The sequence below is a fragment of the Dyella sp. PARNA 12/25 genome, from assembly GCF_055702865.1.
On sequence record NZ_JBVQCI010000002.1, the window covers coordinates 362,399 to 382,970 of the forward strand.

General features: G+C 63.7%; 16 protein-coding genes and 1 tRNA gene. 8 read left to right on the forward strand and 9 right to left on the reverse strand.

Translation table 11 applies throughout. The annotated features are described in order from the left end of the window. Window positions 1–49: 49 nt before the first annotated feature. The 7 genes from AC0GUR_RS06285 to AC0GUR_RS06315 all read left to right on the forward strand — a co-directional run bounded on the left by AC0GUR_RS06285 (window position 50) and on the right by AC0GUR_RS06315 (window position 9,450). The gene (locus AC0GUR_RS06285; RefSeq protein ID WP_472876609.1) at window positions 50–1,741 is read left to right on the forward strand and encodes a M48 family metalloprotease; all 1,692 of its coding nucleotides are present in this window, start codon (window positions 50–52) and stop codon (window positions 1,739–1,741) included. Window positions 1,742–1,863: 122 nt separating this feature from the next. Then, window positions 1,864–2,553, forward strand: a complete 690-nt coding sequence (gene phoB, locus AC0GUR_RS06290) for a phosphate regulon transcriptional regulator PhoB (RefSeq protein WP_114823539.1) — start codon at window positions 1,864–1,866, stop codon at window positions 2,551–2,553. A 68-nt stretch (window positions 2,554–2,621) separates the two neighbouring features. Next, a complete protein-coding gene (phoR, locus tag AC0GUR_RS06295; RefSeq protein WP_472876610.1) occupies window positions 2,622–3,890 on the forward strand; it encodes a phosphate regulon sensor histidine kinase PhoR in 1,269 nt (422 codons plus the stop codon). A gap of 110 nt (window positions 3,891–4,000) precedes the next feature. After that, window positions 4,001–6,103: a polyphosphate kinase 1 gene (ppk1, locus tag AC0GUR_RS06300; RefSeq protein WP_472876611.1), complete on the forward strand. Its 2,103-nt coding sequence runs from the start codon at window positions 4,001–4,003 to the stop codon at window positions 6,101–6,103. Window positions 6,104–6,422: 319 nt separating this feature from the next. After that, window positions 6,423–7,940, forward strand: a complete 1,518-nt coding sequence (locus AC0GUR_RS06305) for a Ppx/GppA phosphatase family protein (RefSeq protein ID WP_472876612.1) — start codon at window positions 6,423–6,425, stop codon at window positions 7,938–7,940. Window positions 7,941–8,001: 61 nt separating this feature from the next. Continuing rightward, window positions 8,002–8,715, forward strand: coding sequence for a peptidylprolyl isomerase (locus tag AC0GUR_RS06310; protein WP_472876613.1), 714 nt, complete (start codon window positions 8,002–8,004; stop codon window positions 8,713–8,715). 6 nt (window positions 8,716–8,721) lie between these two features. Beyond that, window positions 8,722–9,450 carry a UDP-2,3-diacylglucosamine diphosphatase gene (locus tag AC0GUR_RS06315; RefSeq protein WP_472876614.1) on the forward strand — a complete coding sequence of 243 codons (729 nt, stop codon included), beginning with the start codon at window positions 8,722–8,724 and terminating at the stop codon, window positions 9,448–9,450. 133 nt (window positions 9,451–9,583) lie between these two features. Here the strand turns inward: AC0GUR_RS06315 and AC0GUR_RS06320 are convergent, their stop codons facing one another. The 9 genes from AC0GUR_RS06320 to AC0GUR_RS06360 form a co-directional block, all read right to left on the reverse strand. Further along, window positions 9,584–10,738: a YXWGXW repeat-containing protein gene (locus tag AC0GUR_RS06320; protein WP_472876615.1), complete on the reverse strand. Its 1,155-nt coding sequence runs from the start codon at window positions 10,736–10,738 to the stop codon at window positions 9,584–9,586. A 467-nt stretch (window positions 10,739–11,205) separates the two neighbouring features. Then, window positions 11,206–11,298 (reverse strand) — tRNA-Ser (locus AC0GUR_RS06325). A 76-nt stretch (window positions 11,299–11,374) separates the two neighbouring features. Then, on the reverse strand, window positions 11,375–11,581 hold the full coding sequence (csrA, locus tag AC0GUR_RS06330) for a carbon storage regulator CsrA (protein ID WP_472876616.1): 207 nt from the start codon (window positions 11,579–11,581) through the stop codon (window positions 11,375–11,377). A 263-nt stretch (window positions 11,582–11,844) separates the two neighbouring features. Next, window positions 11,845–14,481: an alanine--tRNA ligase gene (alaS, locus tag AC0GUR_RS06335; protein ID WP_472876617.1), complete on the reverse strand. Its 2,637-nt coding sequence runs from the start codon at window positions 14,479–14,481 to the stop codon at window positions 11,845–11,847. Between the two features lie 52 nt (window positions 14,482–14,533). Then, on the reverse strand, window positions 14,534–15,025 hold the full coding sequence (locus AC0GUR_RS06340; protein WP_472876618.1) for a regulatory protein RecX: 492 nt from the start codon (window positions 15,023–15,025) through the stop codon (window positions 14,534–14,536). A gap of 3 nt (window positions 15,026–15,028) precedes the next feature. Beyond that, complete coding sequence (locus tag AC0GUR_RS06345) at window positions 15,029–15,184, reverse strand: hypothetical protein (protein ID WP_472876619.1); 156 nt, start codon at window positions 15,182–15,184, stop codon at window positions 15,029–15,031. Between the two features lie 8 nt (window positions 15,185–15,192). Continuing rightward, a complete protein-coding gene (locus AC0GUR_RS06350) occupies window positions 15,193–15,747 on the reverse strand; it encodes a protein tyrosine phosphatase family protein (RefSeq protein ID WP_472876620.1) in 555 nt (184 codons plus the stop codon). A gap of 19 nt (window positions 15,748–15,766) precedes the next feature. Then, entirely contained in the window at window positions 15,767–16,798 is a 1,032-nt protein-coding gene (recA, locus tag AC0GUR_RS06355; RefSeq protein WP_472876621.1) for a recombinase RecA, read from the reverse strand. A gap of 122 nt (window positions 16,799–16,920) precedes the next feature. Beyond that, on the reverse strand, window positions 16,921–17,427 hold the full coding sequence (locus AC0GUR_RS06360; RefSeq protein WP_472876622.1) for a CinA family protein: 507 nt from the start codon (window positions 17,425–17,427) through the stop codon (window positions 16,921–16,923). Between the two features lie 599 nt (window positions 17,428–18,026). Here AC0GUR_RS06360 and mutS point away from each other — a divergent pair. Beyond that, entirely contained in the window at window positions 18,027–20,570 is a 2,544-nt protein-coding gene (gene mutS / locus AC0GUR_RS06365; RefSeq protein ID WP_472876623.1) for a DNA mismatch repair protein MutS, read from the forward strand. Window positions 20,571–20,572 lie beyond the last annotated feature (2 nt).

Genomic DNA, 20,572 nt, shown 5'->3' on the forward strand with positions numbered 1-20,572 from the left:
AACGGACCGCAAAACGCATGTTGAAGCACCTATCAAGGGCAGGAAGCCCATGAGCCGGTTCCCGCTCTCCCATCTGATGACGGCCCTGCTTTTTGCCGGTCTCACCGTCAGTGCGCCAGCGCCGGCACAGGATCACGACGTGCGCCTGCCTGACCTCGGCAGCTCGGCCAATGCACTGATCTCCCCGCAGGAGGCACAGGAATACGGCGCGGCCATGCTGCGCCAGATGCGTGCGCTCGACATGGTGCTGGACGACCCGATGCTCGACGACTACATCAACGACCTGGGCTATCGCCTGGTCGCGGGTAGTGAAAAGCCCAAGGAGCATTTTTCGTTCTTCATTGAGAAGGACAACGTCATCAACGCGTTTGCCGCACCGGGCGGCTATATCGCGGTGAACTCCGGGCTGATCGTCATCACCAACAGCGAAAGCGAGCTGGCCGGTGTGATCGCCCACGAAATCGGCCACATCACCCAGAACCATCTGCAGCGCGCTTTCGAGGCCTCCAGGAAAGATACGCCGCTGATGGCGCTGATCCTGCTGGGTGCCATCGCTGCGGGCGCGGGCGCTGGCGCAGGCGATGCCGCCGGCGCCATCATGCTGGGCGGCCAAGGCCTGCTGATGCAGCGCCAGATCAACTTCACCCGCAAGGATGAAATCGAGGCCGACCGTGCGGGCATCCAGACCCTCGCCAACGCCGGCTACGACCCCGACGCCATGGCCGCGTTCTTTGGGCGCATGGAAGACACGCTACGTGTGGGTTCAGGCGGCGAGCGAGGCGAAGTGCCTTCCCTGCTGCAGGATCACCCGGTGTCGCTGGACCGCATCAGCGACGCGAAATCGCGCGCCGGCGCGCTGATTGCCAAGCAGAAGCAGCGCCCGAGCGAATCCACGATCGAGAAGAACCAATGGGATAAGAGCACCGCGCCCATTGCCTTTGTCAAAGACTCCACCAAACTCGCCAGCCGCGGCAATAACGGCGGCCTGGACACTTATCTTCTGATGCGGGAGCGAGTGCGCGTGCTCTCCGGCGATGCCGGCAAGATGGCGACCTATTACGCCTCCAACATGGAGACACAACACGGCTTCGATACACCGTCCAATCGCTATGGCTACGCCTTGGCGCTCGTGCGCAGCAATCGTGGCGCCAAAGCTGTCGATGAGCTGCAGCCGCTGCTGACGGCCCACCCGGCCAGCCCCATCCTGCGTCTGGCCATGGCCGACGCCAAACTGCAGGCCGGGCGACGTGCCGAGGCGCTGGCCATGTACTCAGACCTGAACCAGCAGTCCCCACGCAACCGAGCGATCGCCCTGGGCTATGCCAAGGCGCTCACCGAGAACGGCAGCCAGGACGAAGCCAGGCAGGCGGCCGCCATGCTGATGCCCATGCTGGACAACAACGACGAGCCCGAGCTCTATCGCAGCTACGCCCGCGCCGCCGACAAGGCAGGCGACCCGGTGCGCGCTGGCGAAGCGTTTGCTGATGCAGCCTACCTCTCCGGGCGCCCGTTCGACGCCATGGAGCAGCTCAAACGGTTGCTGCAACGCCCCGACCTGGACTTCTATGCCCGGGCCCGCATTCAGGCGCGCATCAACGACCTCACCCCGCTGGTGATGGAACTGCGCAAGCGCCGGATACAAACCGATGACAACCCCGACGGGCGCAGCCAGCAGCCCCTGCAGAACGGGTCTAACTGCCAGGGCAGGCTCTGTTTCAGCACCACCGGAGGGGCGCGCTAAGTGCTTCCGTAGTAAGACGGCGACATCACCGTCACGTTGTGACCGTGTGAAATGTCATCGCGGCGTAACATTGCCCCGCTGCAATAATTGCGTCACACCCCCTCCCTCAGCGGATTTAACGCGTGCACAAGCGCATCCTGATCGTCGAAGACGAAGCTTCGATCCGCGACATGGTCGCCTTTGCCCTGCGCAAGGCCGGCATGGACGCCATTCACGCCGCCGACGCGCGCGCAGCCCAACTGGCCATTGCCGAACAGGTCCCCGACCTGATTCTGCTGGACTGGATGCTGCCCGGCACCAGCGGCCTGGACCTCGCCCGCCGCCTGCGCAAGGAAGAACTGAGCCGGGAAGTACCGATCATCATGCTCACCGCCCGCGGCGAGGAGATGGATCGCGTCAACGGCCTGGAAGCCGGCGTCGACGACTACGTCATCAAGCCTTTCTCCACCCGCGAGCTGGTCGCGCGCATCAAGGCTGTGCTCCGCCGCAGCCAGGGCGACGATGGTTCGGGCATGGTGGAACTGGGCGGTCTGCGTATCGATGGCCCGGCCCACCGCGTGTTCGCCGGCGAAGAGCCGGTGACCATCGGCCCTACCGAATACCGCCTGCTGTACTTCTTCATGACACATCCGGAGCGTGTCTATTCGCGCGCCCAGCTGCTTGACCACGTGTGGGGCGGCAGCGTGTACGTGGAGGAGCGCACGGTGGATGTACACATCCGCCGCCTGCGCAAGACGCTCGAACCATGGAAGCTCGACGACATGGTGCAGACGGTGCGCGGCGCAGGCTATCGATTCTCCGCGAGCGTTTGACTTGCGGGAACACCGGCTTTTGCCGATGCTGGCGCACCGCTAGCTCGGCATCTTGCTACTAACCGCCCATGCCAAATCTTTTCGACCGCTCCTGGATGCTGCCGGCCGCATTGGCTGCCGGACTGCTTGTGGGCGCAGGTGTCGGCTGGTTGTCGGGAGGCCATGTAGCTACCGGCGTGGCGCTGGTCGCAATCGCGGAAATCGTCTTGTTGTTGACCCGAATCCGTCATCAAGCGCAGCTCATGATGACTCAAGGCCCTACGGCACTCTCCCTCCAGCATGACCGCTTCATGACGCGTTCCCGACGCATTGCCTCCAGTTTGCGCGACTTGCGCAGTGCCGCCGGCAGCCTGCCGGATGCCGTTGTGTTGCTCGATAACGAGCAGCACGTACGTTGGTTCAATCACGCTGCCGAAGATCTGCTTGGCTTGCGCCGCCCGCAGGATCGCGGCGCACACCTCGACGAACGCCTCAGCACCACCGAGCTGGCGAGCTGGTTGAAGGAAGGCGCGCGCGAACCGCTCAACGATGTGGCGGCGCCCGGTCACCCGAATCGCCATATCAACGTAACGCTGCTGCCGTTCGGACGCCGCCAGCGTTTGCTGCTGGCGCGCGATATCAGCCATCTCACGCGGCTGGAACAGATTCGTCGCGACTTCGTTGCCAACGTGTCGCACGAATTGCGCACACCGCTCACCGTGATTCACGGTTACCTTGAGCTGATCGATCCCGAAGATGTGCCGGAACTTGCCCCGGTGCTCAGCGAGATGCGCGCGCAATCCAAGCGCATGGGTCAGATCGTCGAAGATCTGCTCACCTTGTCGCGACTGGAAACGCAGGACCACGTGCAGGATGAGCGTGTGCAGATGACGCCGTTGCTGGCGACCATCCGCAAGGAAGCCGAAGCACTCAGCCAGGGCCGCCACCAGGTCACCGTGGAATCCACCGCCGAAGTTGATCTGCTCGGTTCGGTGAAGGATCTGCACAGCGCACTTTCCAATCTGGTCAGCAACGCTGTGCGCTACACGCCCACCGGCGGGCGCATCACCATTCGCTGGCGACGCACGTCCGACGGCGCGGTCTATTCAGTCACCGATACGGGTTACGGCATCCCGGCCTCGCACCTCGCCCGCCTTACCGAGCGGTTTTATCGTGTGTCGTCCAGTCGCTCGCGCGAGAGCGGCGGCACCGGGTTGGGCTTGTCCATCGTCAAGCACGTGCTGAACCTGCATCAGGCCCGCCTGGAAATCCAGAGCGAACCGGGCCAGGGCTCCACTTTCTCGTGCCGGTTCAATAGCGAGCGCCTGCTCGCACCGGGTACGGCCGACCCCGAGTGATACCGTATTTCCCAGGCGCGGCCGGCGTTGCGCCCTGGTGAGCTGAACGGCCGTCACACTACGCGGCGGTGCGCCATGTAACAAATCGCCGCATCGTCCAGAATGGGGGGATGCGTCGCAAACCTGCCACTCCATCGCCCGTCGTCGACCGGGCCGCTCCCGAGTTCTATCTCAGCCGCGAGCTGGCTGCGCTCGAGTTCAACTTCCGTGTGCTGGCGCAAGCGCGCGACACACGCATACCGCTGCTGGAGCGTCTGCGCTTCCTGAGCATCGTGGCCAACAACCTCGATGAGTTCTTCGAGGTGCGCGTGGCGATGCTCAAGCACCACCACATGTTCGGCTCGGCAGCACCCGGCCCGGACGGGCTGCCTTCGGGTGAGCTGCTCGCTCGCATACGCAAGCGCGTGCTGGATCTGGTGGATGGCCAGTACCAGACCTGGCAGGACGAGCTGGGCCCGGCGCTGGCCGCCGAGAATATCCACTTCCTCACCCGCGACCGCTGGACCGCCCGCCAGCGCCGCTGGCTGCAAGGCTACTTCGAGAACGAGGTGTTGCCGGTGCTGTCGCCGCTGGGACTGGATCCGGCGCACCCGTTCCCGCGCATTCTCAACAAGACGCTCAATATCGCCGTCGTGCTGAAGGGCCGCGATGCGTTCGGCCGCGAAGGCCACATGGCGCTGGTGCGCGCACCGCGCTCGCTGCCGCGCATCATCCGCCTGCCGGACGAGGTGTGCGACGGCGGCGACCACTACATCTTCCTGGCTGAACTGCTGCAAGGCTTCGTCGACCTGATGTTCCCCGGCTTCAAGGTGGCCGGCTCCTATCAATTCCGCGTCACCCGCAACAGCGAGCTGATGGTCGAGGAAGCCGAGGTGGAAAACCTCGCCCGCGCGCTCAGCGAAGAGCTGGTGGGACGCGGCTACGCCCGGCCGGTAAGGTTGGAGATCGGCAACGATTGCCCCAAAGCCATCGTCGCCATGCTCGTGGCCAACTTCGAGCTGGAGGAAACGGATGTCTATCGCTGCGATGGACCGGTCAACATCATCCGCGCTGGCACGATCTTCGACGGGTTGGACCGCCCGGAGCTGAAGTTCCCGCGCTTCATACCCCAGCTGCCATCGGCCTTCAACGCCAGTCGCTGCAAGTTCGAAGTACTGCGTCAGCGCGACGTGCTGCTGCATCATCCGTACGAATCGTTCGCCGCCGTGGTGGATCTGCTGCGCCAGGCTACGCAGGACCCGGCCGTACTCGCCATCAAGCAGACGCTCTACCGCGCCGGCGTGGACACGCCGCTGGTCGACCTGCTGGTCGAGGCGGCACGCAACGGCAAGGACGTCACGGTAGTGATCGAGCTGCGCGCACGCTTCGATGAAGAGGCCAATATCCGCCTCGCGACACGCTTGCAGGAGGCTGGCGTGCAGGTCGTCTATGGCGTCGTGGGCTACAAGACGCACGCCAAGATGCTCCTGATCGTGCGCCGTGAAGATGATGTGCTGCGCCGTTACGTGCACCTGTCCACCGGCAATTATCACCAGACCAACAGCCGCAGCTATACCGACATCGGCCTGATGACGGCCCATCCGGGCATCGGCGAAGACCTGCACAAGGTCTTCCAGCAGCTGTCGGGCCTGGGCCCGGTGATTGAGCTGAAGCACCTGCTGCATTCACCGTTCACGCTCTATCGCAACGTGCTGGAAAAGATCGAGCGCGAAACCGCGCATGCCGAAGCCGGCAAGCCGGCGCGCATCGTCGCCAAGCTCAACGCGCTTAACGAAGCGCACGTGATCCAGGCGCTGTATCGCGCTTCGCAGGCGGGCGTGGAGATCGACTTGATCGTGCGCGGCGCCTGCACGTTGCGCCCGGGGTTGCCGGGCGTGTCGGATCGCATTCGCGTGCGCTCCATCGTGGGTCGCTTCCTCGAGCACAGTCGCGTCTACTGGTTCGCCAACGATGGTGCGCCGGAGATCTACTGCGGCAGCGCCGATTGGATGGAGCGCAACCTGAAGCGCCGTATTGAGGTCGCCTTTCCCATCCTCGATCCGAACTACGCCGTGCGGGTGTACGAGGAAACCCTGGCGAATTACCTGGCCGACAACACCGAGGCTTGGCTGCTCGACAGCGAAGGGCGGTACAAGCGCGCCCAGCCGGGCGATGAACCGCCCCACAGCGCGCAACAGTGGTTGCTGAACAAGCTGGTGCCGGCCTCGGGCTAGGCACCTCGGCAGGAATTCACGCTACTCGCTCCGGGCCTCGCATGAGAGAATTCGCCCGAAGGGATGCCCTGCTCTATTCCACGCGGGTGTCACCGGTTCTGTTTGCCCGCAGCTGTGTGTTGCCTTGGCGAAGGCAGGCTTGCTGCCTGTCGAGACGACGCGGCGCGCAGCTGCGGGCAAACAGAGCCGGCCCTTCGGGTGACGTCCATAACCCCTGCAGGCTGCGGTGCGCCACGCCCCACACCCTGCAGGGGTTATGGACGTCATGCCACCCACGTGGAACAGAGCAGGGCATCCCAAGCCCCGGAACGAGCCCCGCATGAACCAAGGCGATCAGACCCCGATCAAGGACGGCGAACTGATCGCCGCTGTCGACATGGGTTCCAACAGCTATCACATGGTGGTGGCCAGGGTGGAACACGGGGAACCGCGCGTGATCGATCGTCTGCGCGAAACCGTGCGCATGGCCGCCGGTCTTCGCGCGGATGGCACGCTGGACGCCGAGCATCGCGCACGTGCGCTCAACTGTCTGGCCCGCTTTGGTCAGCGCATTGCGGGCGTGCCTTCCATTCGCATACGCGCCGTGGCCACCAACACGGTGCGCCGGCTCGCCTCCCCGCAAACCTTTCTCACGGCGGCGGAAGCCGCGCTGGGCCATCCGGTCGAAATCGTTTCCGGTCGCGAAGAAGGACGCCTGATCTTCCTCGGCGCCTCACATGACCTGCCCGCCTCGCGCGAAAGCCGGCTGGTGATCGACGTGGGCGGCGGCAGTACGGAGTTCATCATTGGCCGAGGTATCGCGCCGATGCATACCGAAAGCGTGCAGGCCGGGTGCATCGCCTCGACGCTGCGCTTCTTCCCCGGCGGCAAGCTCAATCGCAAGCGCTGGCAACGCGCCAACAATGAAATCGGCGTGCTGCTGCAGCAGTTCTCGGAAGATTATCGTGAGTCCGGCTGGGTGGAGGCCTATGGTTCATCCGGCACCGCCAAGGCCATCGGCTCGGTGGTGCAGGCCATGCGGTTTTCTGATGACGGCATTACTCCGACATCCCTCGCCCTGCTGCGCGATGCCCTGCTGGCGCAAGGCAACATCGGCACCCTGAAACTGCCTGGGCTGGCCGATGACCGTGCGCCGGTCATCGCAGGCGGCGTGGCCATCTTCGAAGCTGCCTTCGAGGCGCTGGGCATCGAGCGACTGCGTGTCTGCCAGAGCTCGATGCGCGAAGGGCTGCTATGGGATCTGCTGGGCCGCGCCGGCGGTACCGATCCGCGCACCGCAAGCATCGACGCGCTGGCCAATCGCTACGGCGTCGACCGCGCACAGGCTCGCCGCGTGGAATCCACGGCATTGATGTTCTTCGACCAGATCGCACGCGTCTGGAAGCTCGACGCCGAGGCGCGCGAGTGGCTGTCGTGGGCCTCGCGAGTGCACGAGATCGGGCTGGCCATCGCGCACAGCCAGCATCACCACCACGGCGCCTACATTCTGCGTCACGCCGACCTGGCCGGCTTCTCGCGGCAAGAACAGCAGTTGCTTGCAGCGATTGTCGAATCGCACCGCCGCAAGCCTGACCGCGCCACTTTCTCGGCGCTGCCGCAACGCTACCGTCAACTGGCTCGCTACATCACGGCCCTGCTGCGCCTCGCCGTGCTGTTCCGCCGTGCCCGCCGTGCCGAATCCCTGCCGCAGATCCAATTGGCCGCCACCAGCCAACGCCTGCGGCTCACCCTGCCCTCGTCGTGGCTGGACCAACACCCGCTCAGTGAAGCCGACCTGGAACAGGAACAAGCCCCGATGAACGAACTGGGCCTGCTGCTGGAAGTCCACCCGACATAGCAGCCTGCTGCCAGTCTCCACCGCGTATGATGCCCTGATGCCACAAGCCGCCCGACCTACCATGTCCCGACTCCTGCTTGCCGCCGCCCTGCTGTTGTCGCCGCTTGCGCTCCTTGCACAAGCCGCCAAGCCCACCGCGACGCCCGCTGCCGCACAACCGCATCCGCAGGTGGTGCTGCACACCTCGCAGGGCGATATCACGCTGGAGCTATTCCCGGACAAGGCACCCAAGAGCGTCGCCAACTTCCTGCAGTACGTGCGTGACGGCTTCTACAGCGGCACGGTGTTCCATCGCGCCATCCAGGGTTACCTCGTGCAAGGCGGCCTCTACACACGCGACCTGCAGGCCAAGCGCACGCGCTCGGCCATTGCCAGCGAGGCTGACAACGGCCTGTCCAACCTCCGTGGCACGGTGGCGGTGGCACGTGGCGCCGACCCCAGCTCCGGCACCTCGCAGTTCTTCTTCAACCTGGTGGACAACCGTCGCCTCGACTTCGTCGGCAACCAGAGCGGCCTGACCTGGGGCTACGCGGTGTTCGGCAAGGTCGTGAAGGGCATGGACGTGGTCGACAAGATGGCTGCCCTGCCCACGCGTGGCCTGGGCCCGTTTGCGGGTGACGTGCCCAACCCGCTGGTGATCATCGACAGCGCCAACGTGGTCGGCGAAGAAGCCCCCACCGCCACGACGACAGCGCCGAAGCCGGCCGAACCGTCGACCGTGAAGCCAGCCGCCCCCGCCAAGAACGGCAAGGCCACCAGCAAGACCAAGGGCTGACGCACGATGGCCACGCTGTTCATTTCCGACCTGCATCTGGATAACGGTCGCCCGCAGATTACACGCCTGTTCGAAACGTTTCTCGCCAGCGACGAAGCGCGATCAGCCGATGCGCTGTACATCCTCGGCGACCTCGTCGAGGCATGGATCGGTGACGACGACGACGCCGAGCTTCCCTCCCGCATTGCCAACGCCACCAAGGCGCTCCGCGACAGCGGCGTGCCGGTGTATTTCATGGTGGGTAACCGTGACTTCCTGCTTGGCGAAGATTTCGCAAAACGCGCCGGCTTCACGCTGCTCGATGACGGTACCGTGCATGACCTCTACGGCCGCCCCACCCTGCTGATGCACGGCGATGTGCTTTGCACGGACGACATCGCCTACCAGACGATACGCAAGCAGGTGCGCACACCGCAGTGGAAAGCGCAGATTCTCGCCATGTCATTGGACGCGCGTCGTGCCTTCGCCGCCAAGGCGCGCGAAGACAGCAAGGCGCACACCGGCACCGCCATGGAAACCATCATGGACGTCAATGCTGACGCCGTGGCTGACGCCATGCGCAAAGCCGGCGTCACGCGCTTGATTCACGGCCACACCCACCGCCCCGCCACCCACCACTTCGATCTGGATGGCCAGACGGCCGAACGCATCGTATTGGGCGACTGGTACGAGCACGGCTCCGTGCTGCGCGTTACGCCAGAAAGCGCCGAACTGCGTGGACTGGCTCTGAGCTGAGGCCCGAGACCATCTGTTGCAGGCAACGGATGGTCGGTGCAGCACAAAGCGACTCCCTTATAGCACTGGCCCCTAATGGCGGTGGCGATCGGCCGGCAAGAAAAAACCGACTGATCGCCATTTCCAGATAACTTCAGTGATGCCCGTTGTCGCCGCCGTGACTGGGCGCGGGACGAGCGGCGTGGCTCGCCGGAGCCGGGCGTGGTGCAGCCGCCACGTGATACGAGCCCGGATTATTCACTGGGTGATAGTTGTAGGTTGGATACGTTCGCTGCGTATTGGCCGTATACCGTGGCTGCATATTGGGCGCGTACCTGGGTTGCGCATTGGATGGGTACCCAGGCTGGGTCGTAACCGAATAGGTTCGCTGGTGATAGGACGGATACGTTCGCGCGTTGCTCATCGCGTGGCTGGCGCCTGGAGAACCCCAGCTCGCAGCTGACGGCATCGGCGCATGGGTGGCACTAACGTGTGGTGCGAAATTGGCAGAATGCAGTGCCAAGTTGTTCTGCGGCACCTGCGTCGGCGCGTTGCGAACGCCTGAAACGCTGACGGGGTCAGCGTGTGCAGGGCCTGCGATCACCGGTGCGCCGCGATTCACCGACGCACGCATGGCCGGATCATGGCCAGCTGCGGCCACGTGCTTCATCTGCGTCGCCATCGGCGCCACGTGAGCCTCACGGGCAACAGCTGCCTCCTGGCGCGTTGGATCAGCTCTCACACCACCACGACCGCCATTGAAACTGGTGCGATTCACGACGCCATTGTTGGGCACCGACCCGTTGTAGACGTTGGTGACGCGAGCATTGTTGATCTGATTGACTGAGCGGTTGTAGTGGAAACCGTCATGCTGCCAGCGACCGCCGTAATAGCCCCTGCCCGGATAACCAAACCCGTAGTCGATGCCACCGTAGTAGCCCACGTGCCGTCCCCAGTAACCGTCATGGAACACATACACGCCGCCCATCCAGCCCCAATAACCCGGTGTCCAGAGGGCTCCGAAATACGGCGGCATTTCCCAATAGCCAGGCACCCAGTAATAGCCGTCCTCACCCCAGTCCCAGAAACCGGGAATCCAGATGTACCCCGGGCCAGGAATAGGCGGCTGCACGTACAGCGGCAACGGCGGCGGCGGATAGTCCACAGATATGCCGACGCCTACCGATACTTCAGAGGCTGCTCGAAACGGTATGGCGGCGCATGCGATGAGCACCAGTACGAGCGCAAGAATGCGGATCAATCGATGGTGTTTCCGCAAGACAGGATGTTCGAGTCGAAGCACATCCATGACACGCCCTCCACGAGGGTTGACGATGAACAAGGTAACGCTGAAACCGTCGAAAGGCGGTACTTCGGGAGCTGGGATGGTTCTGTGGCGTTCATTCAGGGCTCGCGGGCTGAATGTGCGCTGTCGTCAGGATGAATGTTTTCGCGCGAGTAGACTCGATGCGCACGACGATCTCGAAAAGAGGCTTCGTCAGGTGGCGCTCAGCCTTTTGAAGGTGAGGATGACTGGGGGAATTTGTCGCTATCTGAAAAGCTACTGACAAATCCGTTGAACCAAAACCACAGATACGCAAAAAGCCCCGCGAGGGGCTTCGTTGTCGTGTGCTGTTACGTGGGGTCCGGGATTGTTCGGGCCAGCCTGCGGCTGTCCGAAATTGCTCCAGGCAATTTCGTCGAACCGGAGCGTTCGTCCACAACTCTCTCTCCGCCAGATACGCAAAAAGCCCCGCGAGGGGCTTTTTGCGTATCTGGCGGAGAGAGAGGGATTCGAACCCTCGATAAGGCTTTTGACCCTATACTCCCTTAGCAGGGGAGCCCCTTCGGCCTCTCGGGCATCTCTCCGTTTTTTGGTCCGCATTACTGCGGAGCCGGCAAGGATACTAACCGGCGAGCTCGAGGTAAAGCTTTTATTGCGTGATCAGTGTTCGCCAGTGTCACCGGATGCGCTGCTGTCCGGCTCGTGCTCGTTCTTGATCCGTTGATAGATCTCTTCGCGATGCACGGCGACGTTTTTGGGCGCATTGATCCCAATACGTACCTGGTTGCCCTTGACGCCCAGAACGGTAACGGTCACCTCGTCACCAATCATCAAGGTTTCACCGACCCTGCGGGTCAGAATCAACATGTTTGCCACTCCATGAATACTTTGGTCATAGGCCAACAGACGGTTATGCCTCACCCCTGAGCTTCACCGTCTGGACAGTTCGACGATCTTACCGCCGAAGGCCCTACCGCCTTCCCCGGTTCACAGACGAGGCATCCCCTGTAGATGCCCTTGTCGAGCGACACCGGCGCAACCATCGGTGTCGGCAGTGTTTGGATACTAGCCGAGCGTCCGATGGCAGCGCAATGCGTAAACGGCAACGGAGTCTGATGGGTTGACTCGTTTCAGGAAGCCAGTCGCTGTCCGACCCAGCCGACCAGACCATTCAGGATGTTGGGCAGCTCGGCGCTGTCGTTTCCGCCACCCTGGGCCATGTCCGGGCGACCGCCGCCCTTGCCGTCAATCTGGCCGGCCACATGGGCTACCACATCGCCTGCCTTGACCCTGCCCAGGGCTTTGCCGTTGACGCCGGCCACCAGCGAGACGCGGCCGTCGGCGGCGCCCGCCAGCAGGATCACGCAGTCAGCCAGCTGCTGTTTGAGCTGGTCCATGCTGTCGCGCAATGCCTTGGCATCCAGACCTTCGAGGCGAGCGGCCACCACTTTGATGCCGTCGATGTTGTGCGCCGAGGACGCCAGGTCGGCGGTGGCCGAGCCAGCCGCCTTGGCGCGCAGCGATTCGAGCTCGCGCTCGAGCTTCTTCTGCTTGTCGAACAGCTGGCGAAGTTTCTCCACGGCATCGTCACCGTTGGCCGACAACAGCTGCGCGAACTCGCCAAGGCGACGCTCTTCATCGGCCACATAGGCGAGTGCGCCAGCGCCAGTCACCGCTTCGATGCGGCGAACGCCGGAGGCCACACCCGCTTCGCTGACGATCTTGAACAACCCGATATCACCGGTGCGGCCCACATGGGTGCCGCCACAAAGCTCGGTGGAGAAGTCGCCCATTTTCAGCACGCGCACTTCATCACCGTACTTTTCGCCGAACAACGCCATCGCGCCGAAGGCGATCGCGTCGTCATAGCCCATGTTGTGAACTTCAGCCGCCGCATTGCGGCGCACCTCGGCGTTCACCAAGGCTTCGATCTCGCGCAGCTCATCCGCGCCCATCGGCTTGAAGTGTGAGAAGTCGAAGCGCAGGCGCTCAGGCGCCACCAGCGAGCCCTTTTGCGTGACGTGTTCGCCCAGCACCTTGCGCAGTGCGGCGTGCAGCAAATGGGTGGCCGAATGGTTGAGCACGATGGCCTGATGGCGCGCACTGTCCACGGCCGCATCCACGGTGTCGCCCACGCGCAGCGGCTGTGCACCCTGCCAACGACCGGCGTGACCGAAGAACACGCCGCCCATCTTGAAAGTATCGCTGACTTCAAAGCGGCCAGCGCCGGACGCAAGCTTGCCGGTATCACCGACCTGACCGCCCGATTCGGCATAGAACGGCGTGCGGTCGAGGATGACCAGAGCTTCCTCGCCTTCGCTCAGCTGGTCGAGCTGTTTGCCTGCGCGAACGATGCCGACGACTTTGCAGCCCTGGCTCTTCAGGGCCTCGTACCCCAGGAACACGGTCGGCTGCAGCTGGCTGGCCAGCTCGGCCGGCATCTGGCCCTTGGCTTCAAAGCGGCTGGCGGCACGTGCACGCTCGCGCTGCTCGTTCATGGCCTGCTCGAAGCCCGCCATATCCACTGTGAGACCGCGCTCGCGTGCGATGTCGGCGGTGAGGTCCACCGGAAAGCCATAGGTGTCATAGAGACGGAAAGCGTCGGCACCCGGGATGGTTTTGCCCGACTTGGCCGAGACCTCGTCAAACACGCGCATGCCGTGCTCCAGCGTTTCGCCGAAGCGCTGTTCTTCGGTGCGCAACGCTTCTTGGACGAACGACTGCTTCTGCGCCAGCTCGGGATAGGCCTCGCCCATTTCCTCGACCAGCGGCTGCACCATCTTCCAGAAGAAGTCGCCACGCACGCCCAACATCCAGCCATGGCGCAGTGCACGGCGGATGATGCGACGAAGCACGTAACCACGACCTTCGTTCGACGGCAGCACGCCGTCCACGATGAGGAACGAGCACGCGCGAATGTGATCGGCAATCACGCGCAGGGATTTGTTGGCCAGATCGTTGGTGCGGGTAAGCTCAGCCGCCACCTTGATCAGGTGCTGGAACAGGTCGATCTCGTAGTTGGAGTGCACGTGCTGCAGCACGGCGGCCAGGCGCTCCAGGCCCATGCCGGTATCGACGCAGGGGGCCGGCAGCGGTGACAGCGTGCCGTCCGGCGCGCGGTCGAACTGCATGAACACCAGGTTCCAGATTTCGATGTAGCGATCGCCGTCTTCGTCCGGCGATCCTGGCGGGCCACCGGCGATCTCTGCACCGTGGTCGAAGAAGATTTCCGTGCACGGACCGCAAGGACCCGTGTCGGCCATCTGCCAGAAATTGTCCGAGGCGTACGGCGCACCCTTGTTGTCGCCGATGCGCACAATGCGCTCCGCCGGCACGCCCACTTCCTTGTTCCAGATGTCAAAGGCCTCGTCATCGGTGTGATAGACGGTGACCCAGAGCTTCTCCTGCGGCAGCTTGAGGACGCTGGTCAGCAGCTCCCACGCATAGGCAATGGCGTCGCGCTTGAAGTAGTCGCCAAACGACCAGTTGCCGAGCATCTCGAAAAAGGTGTGGTGACGCGCTGTGTAGCCCACCGAATCCAGGTCGTTGTGCTTGCCGCCGGCACGCAGGCAGCGCTGCACGTCGGCCGCGCGCACGTACGGCAGCTTTTCGCTACCGAGGAATACGTTCTTGAACTGCACCATGCCCGAGTTGGTGAACAGCAGCGTGGGGTCGCTGGCCGGTACCAAGGAGCTGGACGGCACGATGGTGTGCCCTTTCGAACGGAAATACTCGAGGAAAGTCGAACGGATTTCGGCGGTTTTCATGCGGTTGGGGACGACCTGAAGGAAAGGCCACGCCCTGGGCGCACCGCCTCGGTCAGTCGGACTCGTCGGCAGCGTCGTCCACGTCGGCGTGGGTAACATTCCGTACTGTGGCGGCGGGAAAGCCCCGACGCAAGAGAAATTGCGCCCGCCGGGCCTTTTCTTCGCGATCTGGTGCCGATCCGACGCCAAAACGGCGCTTCAGCTGACTCAAGGCACTGGCTTCCCAGTCCACGTCGGCCTCGTCCAGCACAGCGCGGATTCTGGCGTCGGACAGGCCGTGGCTCTTTAGCTCAGCCCTTACACGCATGGGGCCGTAGCCCTGCGAGACCCGGCTGCGCACCAGCATTTCCGCGAAACGGTCGTCGTCCTGATACTGCTGCTCACCGAGGCGGTCGAGCGCCTCACCCGCCTCGTCGCCTTCGTAACCCTTCTGGCGAAGCTTGAGCTTCAATTCGCGGCGCGAATGCTCGCGACGCGCGAGCATGCCCAGCGCCTTGTTGTAGGCGGTGGGTTTGTCTTTCTTGTCGTCGCGGTCTTGCGCCATGAATCAGCAGCTAATGGTTACCAAGCCTGTGAAAAGGGCACCCATCGCACCGAGGATCGCCCCAAGTGCCAAACCCACAGCGATCACCAGCAACTTCACGACGATGCGCCAACCCGAGTCATAAGTCCGTTCTTGTGCTTCAACAGCATTGATATCCATGGTTCGCCCTAACCCTCTCGCGGACGGGCCGCAATGCGGGCCTGGATGTCACCGCGCAAATCATCCACTGATTGTCCAGCGGCCTGCACGACCTGCTCAATGGATGAGGCATCGAGGCCGCCAGGACTCGCCGCCTCCGCCAGCGCCCAAGTGCGGGCAGCGCGACGGCCACTACGGCAGTAAAGCAAGACAGGTTTCGGCTGCGTGGCCAGCACCTTCTGTAGCGCTTGGACCGCTTCATCGGGAATCGCACCGTGAGGCACTGGGTCGTAGGCGAAATGCAACTCGGCCCTGGCCGCGGCGCTAGCCATTTCGGCCGAGGACGGCTGCCCGTCCACTTCGCCGTCCGGCCGCAGATCCACAACAGTGGCGAAACGGCCGTTGCCCAGCAGCTCGAGCTGCTGTGGTGTGATCTGTTCCGAGACCCACACACCGCCGCTCAAACGCCTCGCGGCGACGCCATCGGGCCATGGGTGGGCATAGTGCTGATACGCCGCCCACCCCATAACGGCGGCGGCGCCCGCCAGAACTGCGATAAAGAAGCTTCCCTTCAGTCCTGGCATGGCGCCTCCAATGCGTCGATCAGGCTTCTTCCGTTTCCACGGCCGGCAGCGGTGAGGAGCCGTTATTCACAAGCAGACGAGCACGCAGCTCGGCATCGACCTCGTTGGCAATGGCCGGGTTGTCGCGCAGGAACTGGCGGACGTTTTCCTTGCCCTGGCCGATGCGGTCGCCCTTGTAGCTGTACCACGCGCCGGACTTGTCGATCAGGTTCTGCGCCACGCCTAGCTCAATGATCTCACCTTCGCGCGACGAGCCCTCGCCGTAGAGGATTTCGAACTCGGCTTGACGGAACGGCGGCGCCACCTTGTTCTTCACCACCTTGACGCGGGTTTCCGAACCAATGACCTCTTCGCCCTTCTTCACCGCGCCGATGCGGCGGATGTCCAGACGCACCGAGGCGTAGAACTTCAGCGCATTACCGCCTGTGGTGGTTTCCGGGCTGCCGAACATCACACCGATCTTCATACGGATCTGGTTGATGAAGACCACCAGACAGTTGGACTTCTTGATGTTGGCCGTGAGCTTGCGCAGCGCCTGGCTCATCAGGCGGGCGTGCAGACCTACGTGGGAGTCACCCATTTCGCCTTCGATTTCCGCCTTGGGCGTCAGTGCGGCGACCGAGTCGATCACCACCACGTCCACGGCGCCGGAGCGCACCAGCATGTCGGCGATTTCCAGCGCCTGTTCGCCGGTGTCGGGCTGCGACACCAGCAGGTCGTCCACGTTCACGCCCAGCTTGGCGGCGTAGGACGGGTCCAGCGCGTGCTCGGCGTCGACGAAGGCAGCGGTGCCGCCGTTCTTCTGGCAGTTGGCAATGACCTGCAGGGTCAGCGTGGTCTTACCCGAGGATTCCGGGCCATAGATTTCCACGATACGGCCGCGCGGCAGGCCGCCGACGCCCAGTGCGATATCCAGGCCCAGCGAGCCAGTGGACACCGTCTCGATGACGTCGTCAGAACGGTCGCCCAGGCGCATGACGGCACCCTTGCCGAATTGCTTTTCGATCTGGCCGAGGGCGGAGGTGAGCGCCTTGCGCTTGTTGTCATCCATCGTCTTGCATCCTGGGTGGCAGTGAATGAAAGGCATGATGCCCGCAAGTAATCTCACGGGCTGCGATCTGAGATGGGAAATTATCTCACACCGGTCAACCGGATCATGGCCGGCAGGGCGACTCAGCTCGTCAGTGTCTTGAGCACGCCCGTGAGCGCCGCTGCCACGGTTTGCCGGCGCACAGCTTCGCGGTCGCCGTCGAAGTGGAAAAGCTGGGCGTAGGCATAGCCGCCGCGGCGCTTCCAGCCGATCCAGACCGTTCCCACCGGTTTGTCTGGCGTGCCGCCGCTGGGTCCGGCGATGCCGGTGACCGCCACGGCCACGCCCGCGCCAAAACGGGACAACGCACCGGACACCATCTCCAGTGCGGTCTCTTCGCTGACCGCGCCGGTACGCTCGAGCGTGCGCGGATTGACTCCCAGCAACGCCTCCTTGGCTCCGTAGCTGTAGGTGACCACGCCGGCGTCGAACCAGGCAGAGCTGCCCGGCAAATCAGTCAGGGTCTTGGCAATCCAGCCGCCCGTGCAGGATTCGGCGGTTACCACCATCAACGCCTTTTGCTGGACGGTCGCGGCGACCTGCTCTGCCAACGCTTTCAGTTCGGCGTCAGTGGGAATGGACTGCTCCATGGACTACTCCTGCAGATTGGCATCTTCGCCAGCGAAGCTAGGGCAACACTGATTAAGTATCGCCGTCGTCATGATGACTGGAAGGCCCGCAGGGTGTGTCGCGTGGCGCGGGGAAGACTGGCCGTCTTGCCAAGCCGCGCGGCACACCCTGCGGGCCTTCCAGTCATCACCCCGTCGCTTCAAATTCAACATGTTGGGGCCAGCCCTGTCTGCCCGCACGCCTTCGGTCCCTTGGCTCGACAGACGGCCAGTCTGCCTTCGCCAATGCCCCTGTGGCCTGCGAACAGACAGGGCTGGTGACGGCGGCGATACTTAATCAGTGTTGCCCTAGCCGTTCTACCCGGTTGAGATGGTGCCGCCAAGCCCTGGGCCATGGGATCGCCCTTTGCCTGCGCGAGCTCAATGATTCCAACAGCGGCACACCTTCAGGCATCAAGCAGCTACAGTGACGCCTTTCGTGACGCGCCCGGCCAATAGCTGGCGACTGCTTCAGCCAGAGTCCGTCCGGACTCGTCGGCGCCCCCGTCACCCGGCCATTCAAAACAGACCAAAACAACCCGCCTTACATGTCAGAAAATCATAAAGACCATTCGCCCGTCATGCGGCAGTACCTGACGGCCAAGGCCGAGCACCCGGATGTGCTGCTGTTCTTTCGCATGGGTGACTTCTATGAGCTGTTCTACGACGACGCACGCAAGGCGGCGCGACTGCTCGACATTACCCTGACCCAGCGCGGCCAATCGGCGGGCCAGCCCATACCCATGGCGGGTGTGCCTTACCACTCGGTGGAAAACTACCTCGCCCGTCTGGTGAAACTCGGCGAGTCGGTCGCGCTCTGCGAGCAGATCGGCGACCCGGCGACCTCCAAGGGTCCGGTGGAACGCAAGGTGGTGCGCATTGTTACGCCAGGCACGGTGACCGATGCCGCGCTGCTGGAAGAGCGCCGCGACAACCTGCTGATGGCCATTGCTGCCGGCGCGCATGGCGCTTATGGCCTTGCCTGGGTGGATCTGGCCAGTGGCCGCTTCCTGCTGAGCGAAGTACCCAGTGCCGAAGCGCTCGCCTCGGAACTTGCGCGCTTGCAGCCAGCTGAAACTCTGGTGGGCGAAGACGTGGCGTGGCCCAAGTTTGTCAGCGGCCTGCCCGGCTTGCGCAAGCGGCCGCCGTGGCATTTCGACGGCGATGCCGCGCGTCGAGAACTCAATCGCTTCTTCGGCACGCGCGACCTTGGCGGCTTTGGCGTGGACAAACTGCCTCTGGCGATTGCTGCCGCGGGCTGCTTGCTGGGCTACGTGGAGGAAACGCAGCGCAGCGCACTGCCGCATCTTTCCGGCATGTCCGTGGAAAGCGCGGGCGACACCATTGCGCTCGATGCCGCCACACGCCGCAACCTGGAACTGGACACGCACCCCAGCGGCCGCACCGAGCACACCCTGCTCGGCGTGCTCGATGAATCCGTGACGCCGATGGGCGCACGCTTGCTGCGTCGCTGGCTCAATCGTCCGCTGCGTTCGCGCGATCTGCTGCGCAGCCGCCATCAGGCCATCGGCACACTGATCGACAACCGTCGCTACGACGCACTGCGTGAGCAGCTGCGCGGCATCGGTGACCTCGAGCGCATCCTTGCCCGCGTCGCACTCCGCTCGGCGCGTCCGCGCGATCTCTCCACGCTGCGCGATGGCCTTGCCGCGGCACCCGCGTTGCGCGAACTGATGGCACCACTCGACAGCCCTCTGCTGCACACGCTGGTGGAACGCATCGGCGATCACGCCGGCACCGCCACCCTGCTCGCCCAGGCCGTGGTGCCGCAGCCACCCGTATTGCAGCGCGATGGTGGTGTCATCGCCGATGGTTACGACGCGGAACTTGACGAACTGCGCCGTCTCGCCACCAACGCTGACCAATATCTGGTGGACATGGAGGAGCGTGAGAAAGCCGCCAGCGGCATCCCCACGCTCAAGGTGGGTTACAACCGTGTGCACGGTTACTACATCGAAATCAGCAAGGGCCAGGCCGACAAGGCACCCACGCATTACACGCGCCGCCAGACCACCAAGAACGCCGAGCGCTATATCACCGAAGAACTGAAGACCTTCGAGGACAAAGTGCTTTCGGCCAAGGAGCGCTCGCTGATGCGCGAACGCGCACTGTACGAGGCCTTGCTGGACAACCTGACCGGCCAGCTCGAAGCGCTCAAGAACGCGGCCACCGCCATGGCGGAATTGGACGTGGTGAGCACCCTCGCTGAACGCGCGTCAGCGCTGGATTGGAGCGCGCCGGAGCTCACAGACGAGCCCGGCGTCGCCATCGAACGCGGCCGCCACCCGGTGGTGGAGAAAGTGCGCGACGAACCGTTCGAGCCGAACGATCTCGCGCTGGACGACAACCGCCGCATGCTGGTCATCACCGGCCCGAACATGGGCGGTAAATCGACGTACATGCGCCAGAACGCCTTGATTGTGCTGCTGGCACATATCGGCAGCTACGTGCCGGCGTCGCGTGCCGTGATCGGCCCGATTGATCGCATCTTTACCCGCATCGGTGCGGGCGACGACCTGTCGCGAGGCCAGTCCACCTTCATGGTGGAAATGAGCGAGACGGCAAACATCCTCCACAACGCCACCGAGCACAGCCTGGTGCTGATGGACGAAGTGGGCCGCGGCACCAGCACCTACGATGGTCTTGCGCTCGCTCGCGCAGCGGCAGTGCATCTGGCGGCCAGCAGTCGCTCATACACCTTGTTCGCCACGCATTACTTCGAGCTCACCGAACTTGCCAACGAATTTCCCACCATCGCCAATGTGCACCTGGACGCAGTGGAATATGGCGAGCAGTTGGTCTTCATGCATGCCGTGAAGGAAGGTCCCGCCAATCGCAGTTTCGGCCTGCAGGTCGCTGCGCTGGCGGGTCTACCCAAATCGGTGATTGCCGATGCGCGACGCACGCTTGCGGAATTGGAGCGTGGCATGTACCAGCAGGCCTCAGCGGCGGGCAGTCACGCGCCTGCGCAGGAGTCGCCTCAGCTGGGATTGTTCGCCGCGCCGCCATCCGTGGTGGAACGCGCACTGGAGGGTATCGACCCCGATGCCATGACACCGCGCGAAGCGCTGGAAGCGCTTTATCGACTCAAGTCGCTGGCCTGATG

Coding starts and splice junctions, on each gene's coding strand:
- AC0GUR_RS06285 (WP_472876609.1), top strand. CDS start 50: ATGAGCCGGTTCCCGCTCTCCCATCTGATGACGGCCCTGCTTTTTGCC.
- phoR (WP_472876610.1), top strand. CDS start 2,622: ATGCCAAATCTTTTCGACCGCTCCTGGATGCTGCCGGCCGCATTGGCT.
- ppk1 (WP_472876611.1), top strand. CDS start 4,001: ATGCGTCGCAAACCTGCCACTCCATCGCCCGTCGTCGACCGGGCCGCT.
- AC0GUR_RS06305 (WP_472876612.1), top strand. CDS start 6,423: ATGAACCAAGGCGATCAGACCCCGATCAAGGACGGCGAACTGATCGCC.
- AC0GUR_RS06310 (WP_472876613.1), top strand. CDS start 8,002: ATGTCCCGACTCCTGCTTGCCGCCGCCCTGCTGTTGTCGCCGCTTGCG.
- AC0GUR_RS06315 (WP_472876614.1), top strand. CDS start 8,722: ATGGCCACGCTGTTCATTTCCGACCTGCATCTGGATAACGGTCGCCCG.
- AC0GUR_RS06320 (WP_472876615.1), bottom strand. CDS start 10,738: ATGGATGTGCTTCGACTCGAACATCCTGTCTTGCGGAAACACCATCGA.
- csrA (WP_472876616.1), bottom strand. CDS start 11,581: ATGTTGATTCTGACCCGCAGGGTCGGTGAAACCTTGATGATTGGTGAC.
- alaS (WP_472876617.1), bottom strand. CDS start 14,481: ATGAAAACCGCCGAAATCCGTTCGACTTTCCTCGAGTATTTCCGTTCG.
- AC0GUR_RS06340 (WP_472876618.1), bottom strand. CDS start 15,025: ATGGCGCAAGACCGCGACGACAAGAAAGACAAACCCACCGCCTACAAC.
- AC0GUR_RS06345 (WP_472876619.1), bottom strand. CDS start 15,184: ATGGATATCAATGCTGTTGAAGCACAAGAACGGACTTATGACTCGGGT.
- AC0GUR_RS06350 (WP_472876620.1), bottom strand. CDS start 15,747: ATGCCAGGACTGAAGGGAAGCTTCTTTATCGCAGTTCTGGCGGGCGCC.
- recA (WP_472876621.1), bottom strand. CDS start 16,798: ATGGATGACAACAAGCGCAAGGCGCTCACCTCCGCCCTCGGCCAGATC.
- AC0GUR_RS06360 (WP_472876622.1), bottom strand. CDS start 17,427: ATGGAGCAGTCCATTCCCACTGACGCCGAACTGAAAGCGTTGGCAGAG.
- mutS (WP_472876623.1), top strand. CDS start 18,027: ATGCGGCAGTACCTGACGGCCAAGGCCGAGCACCCGGATGTGCTGCTG.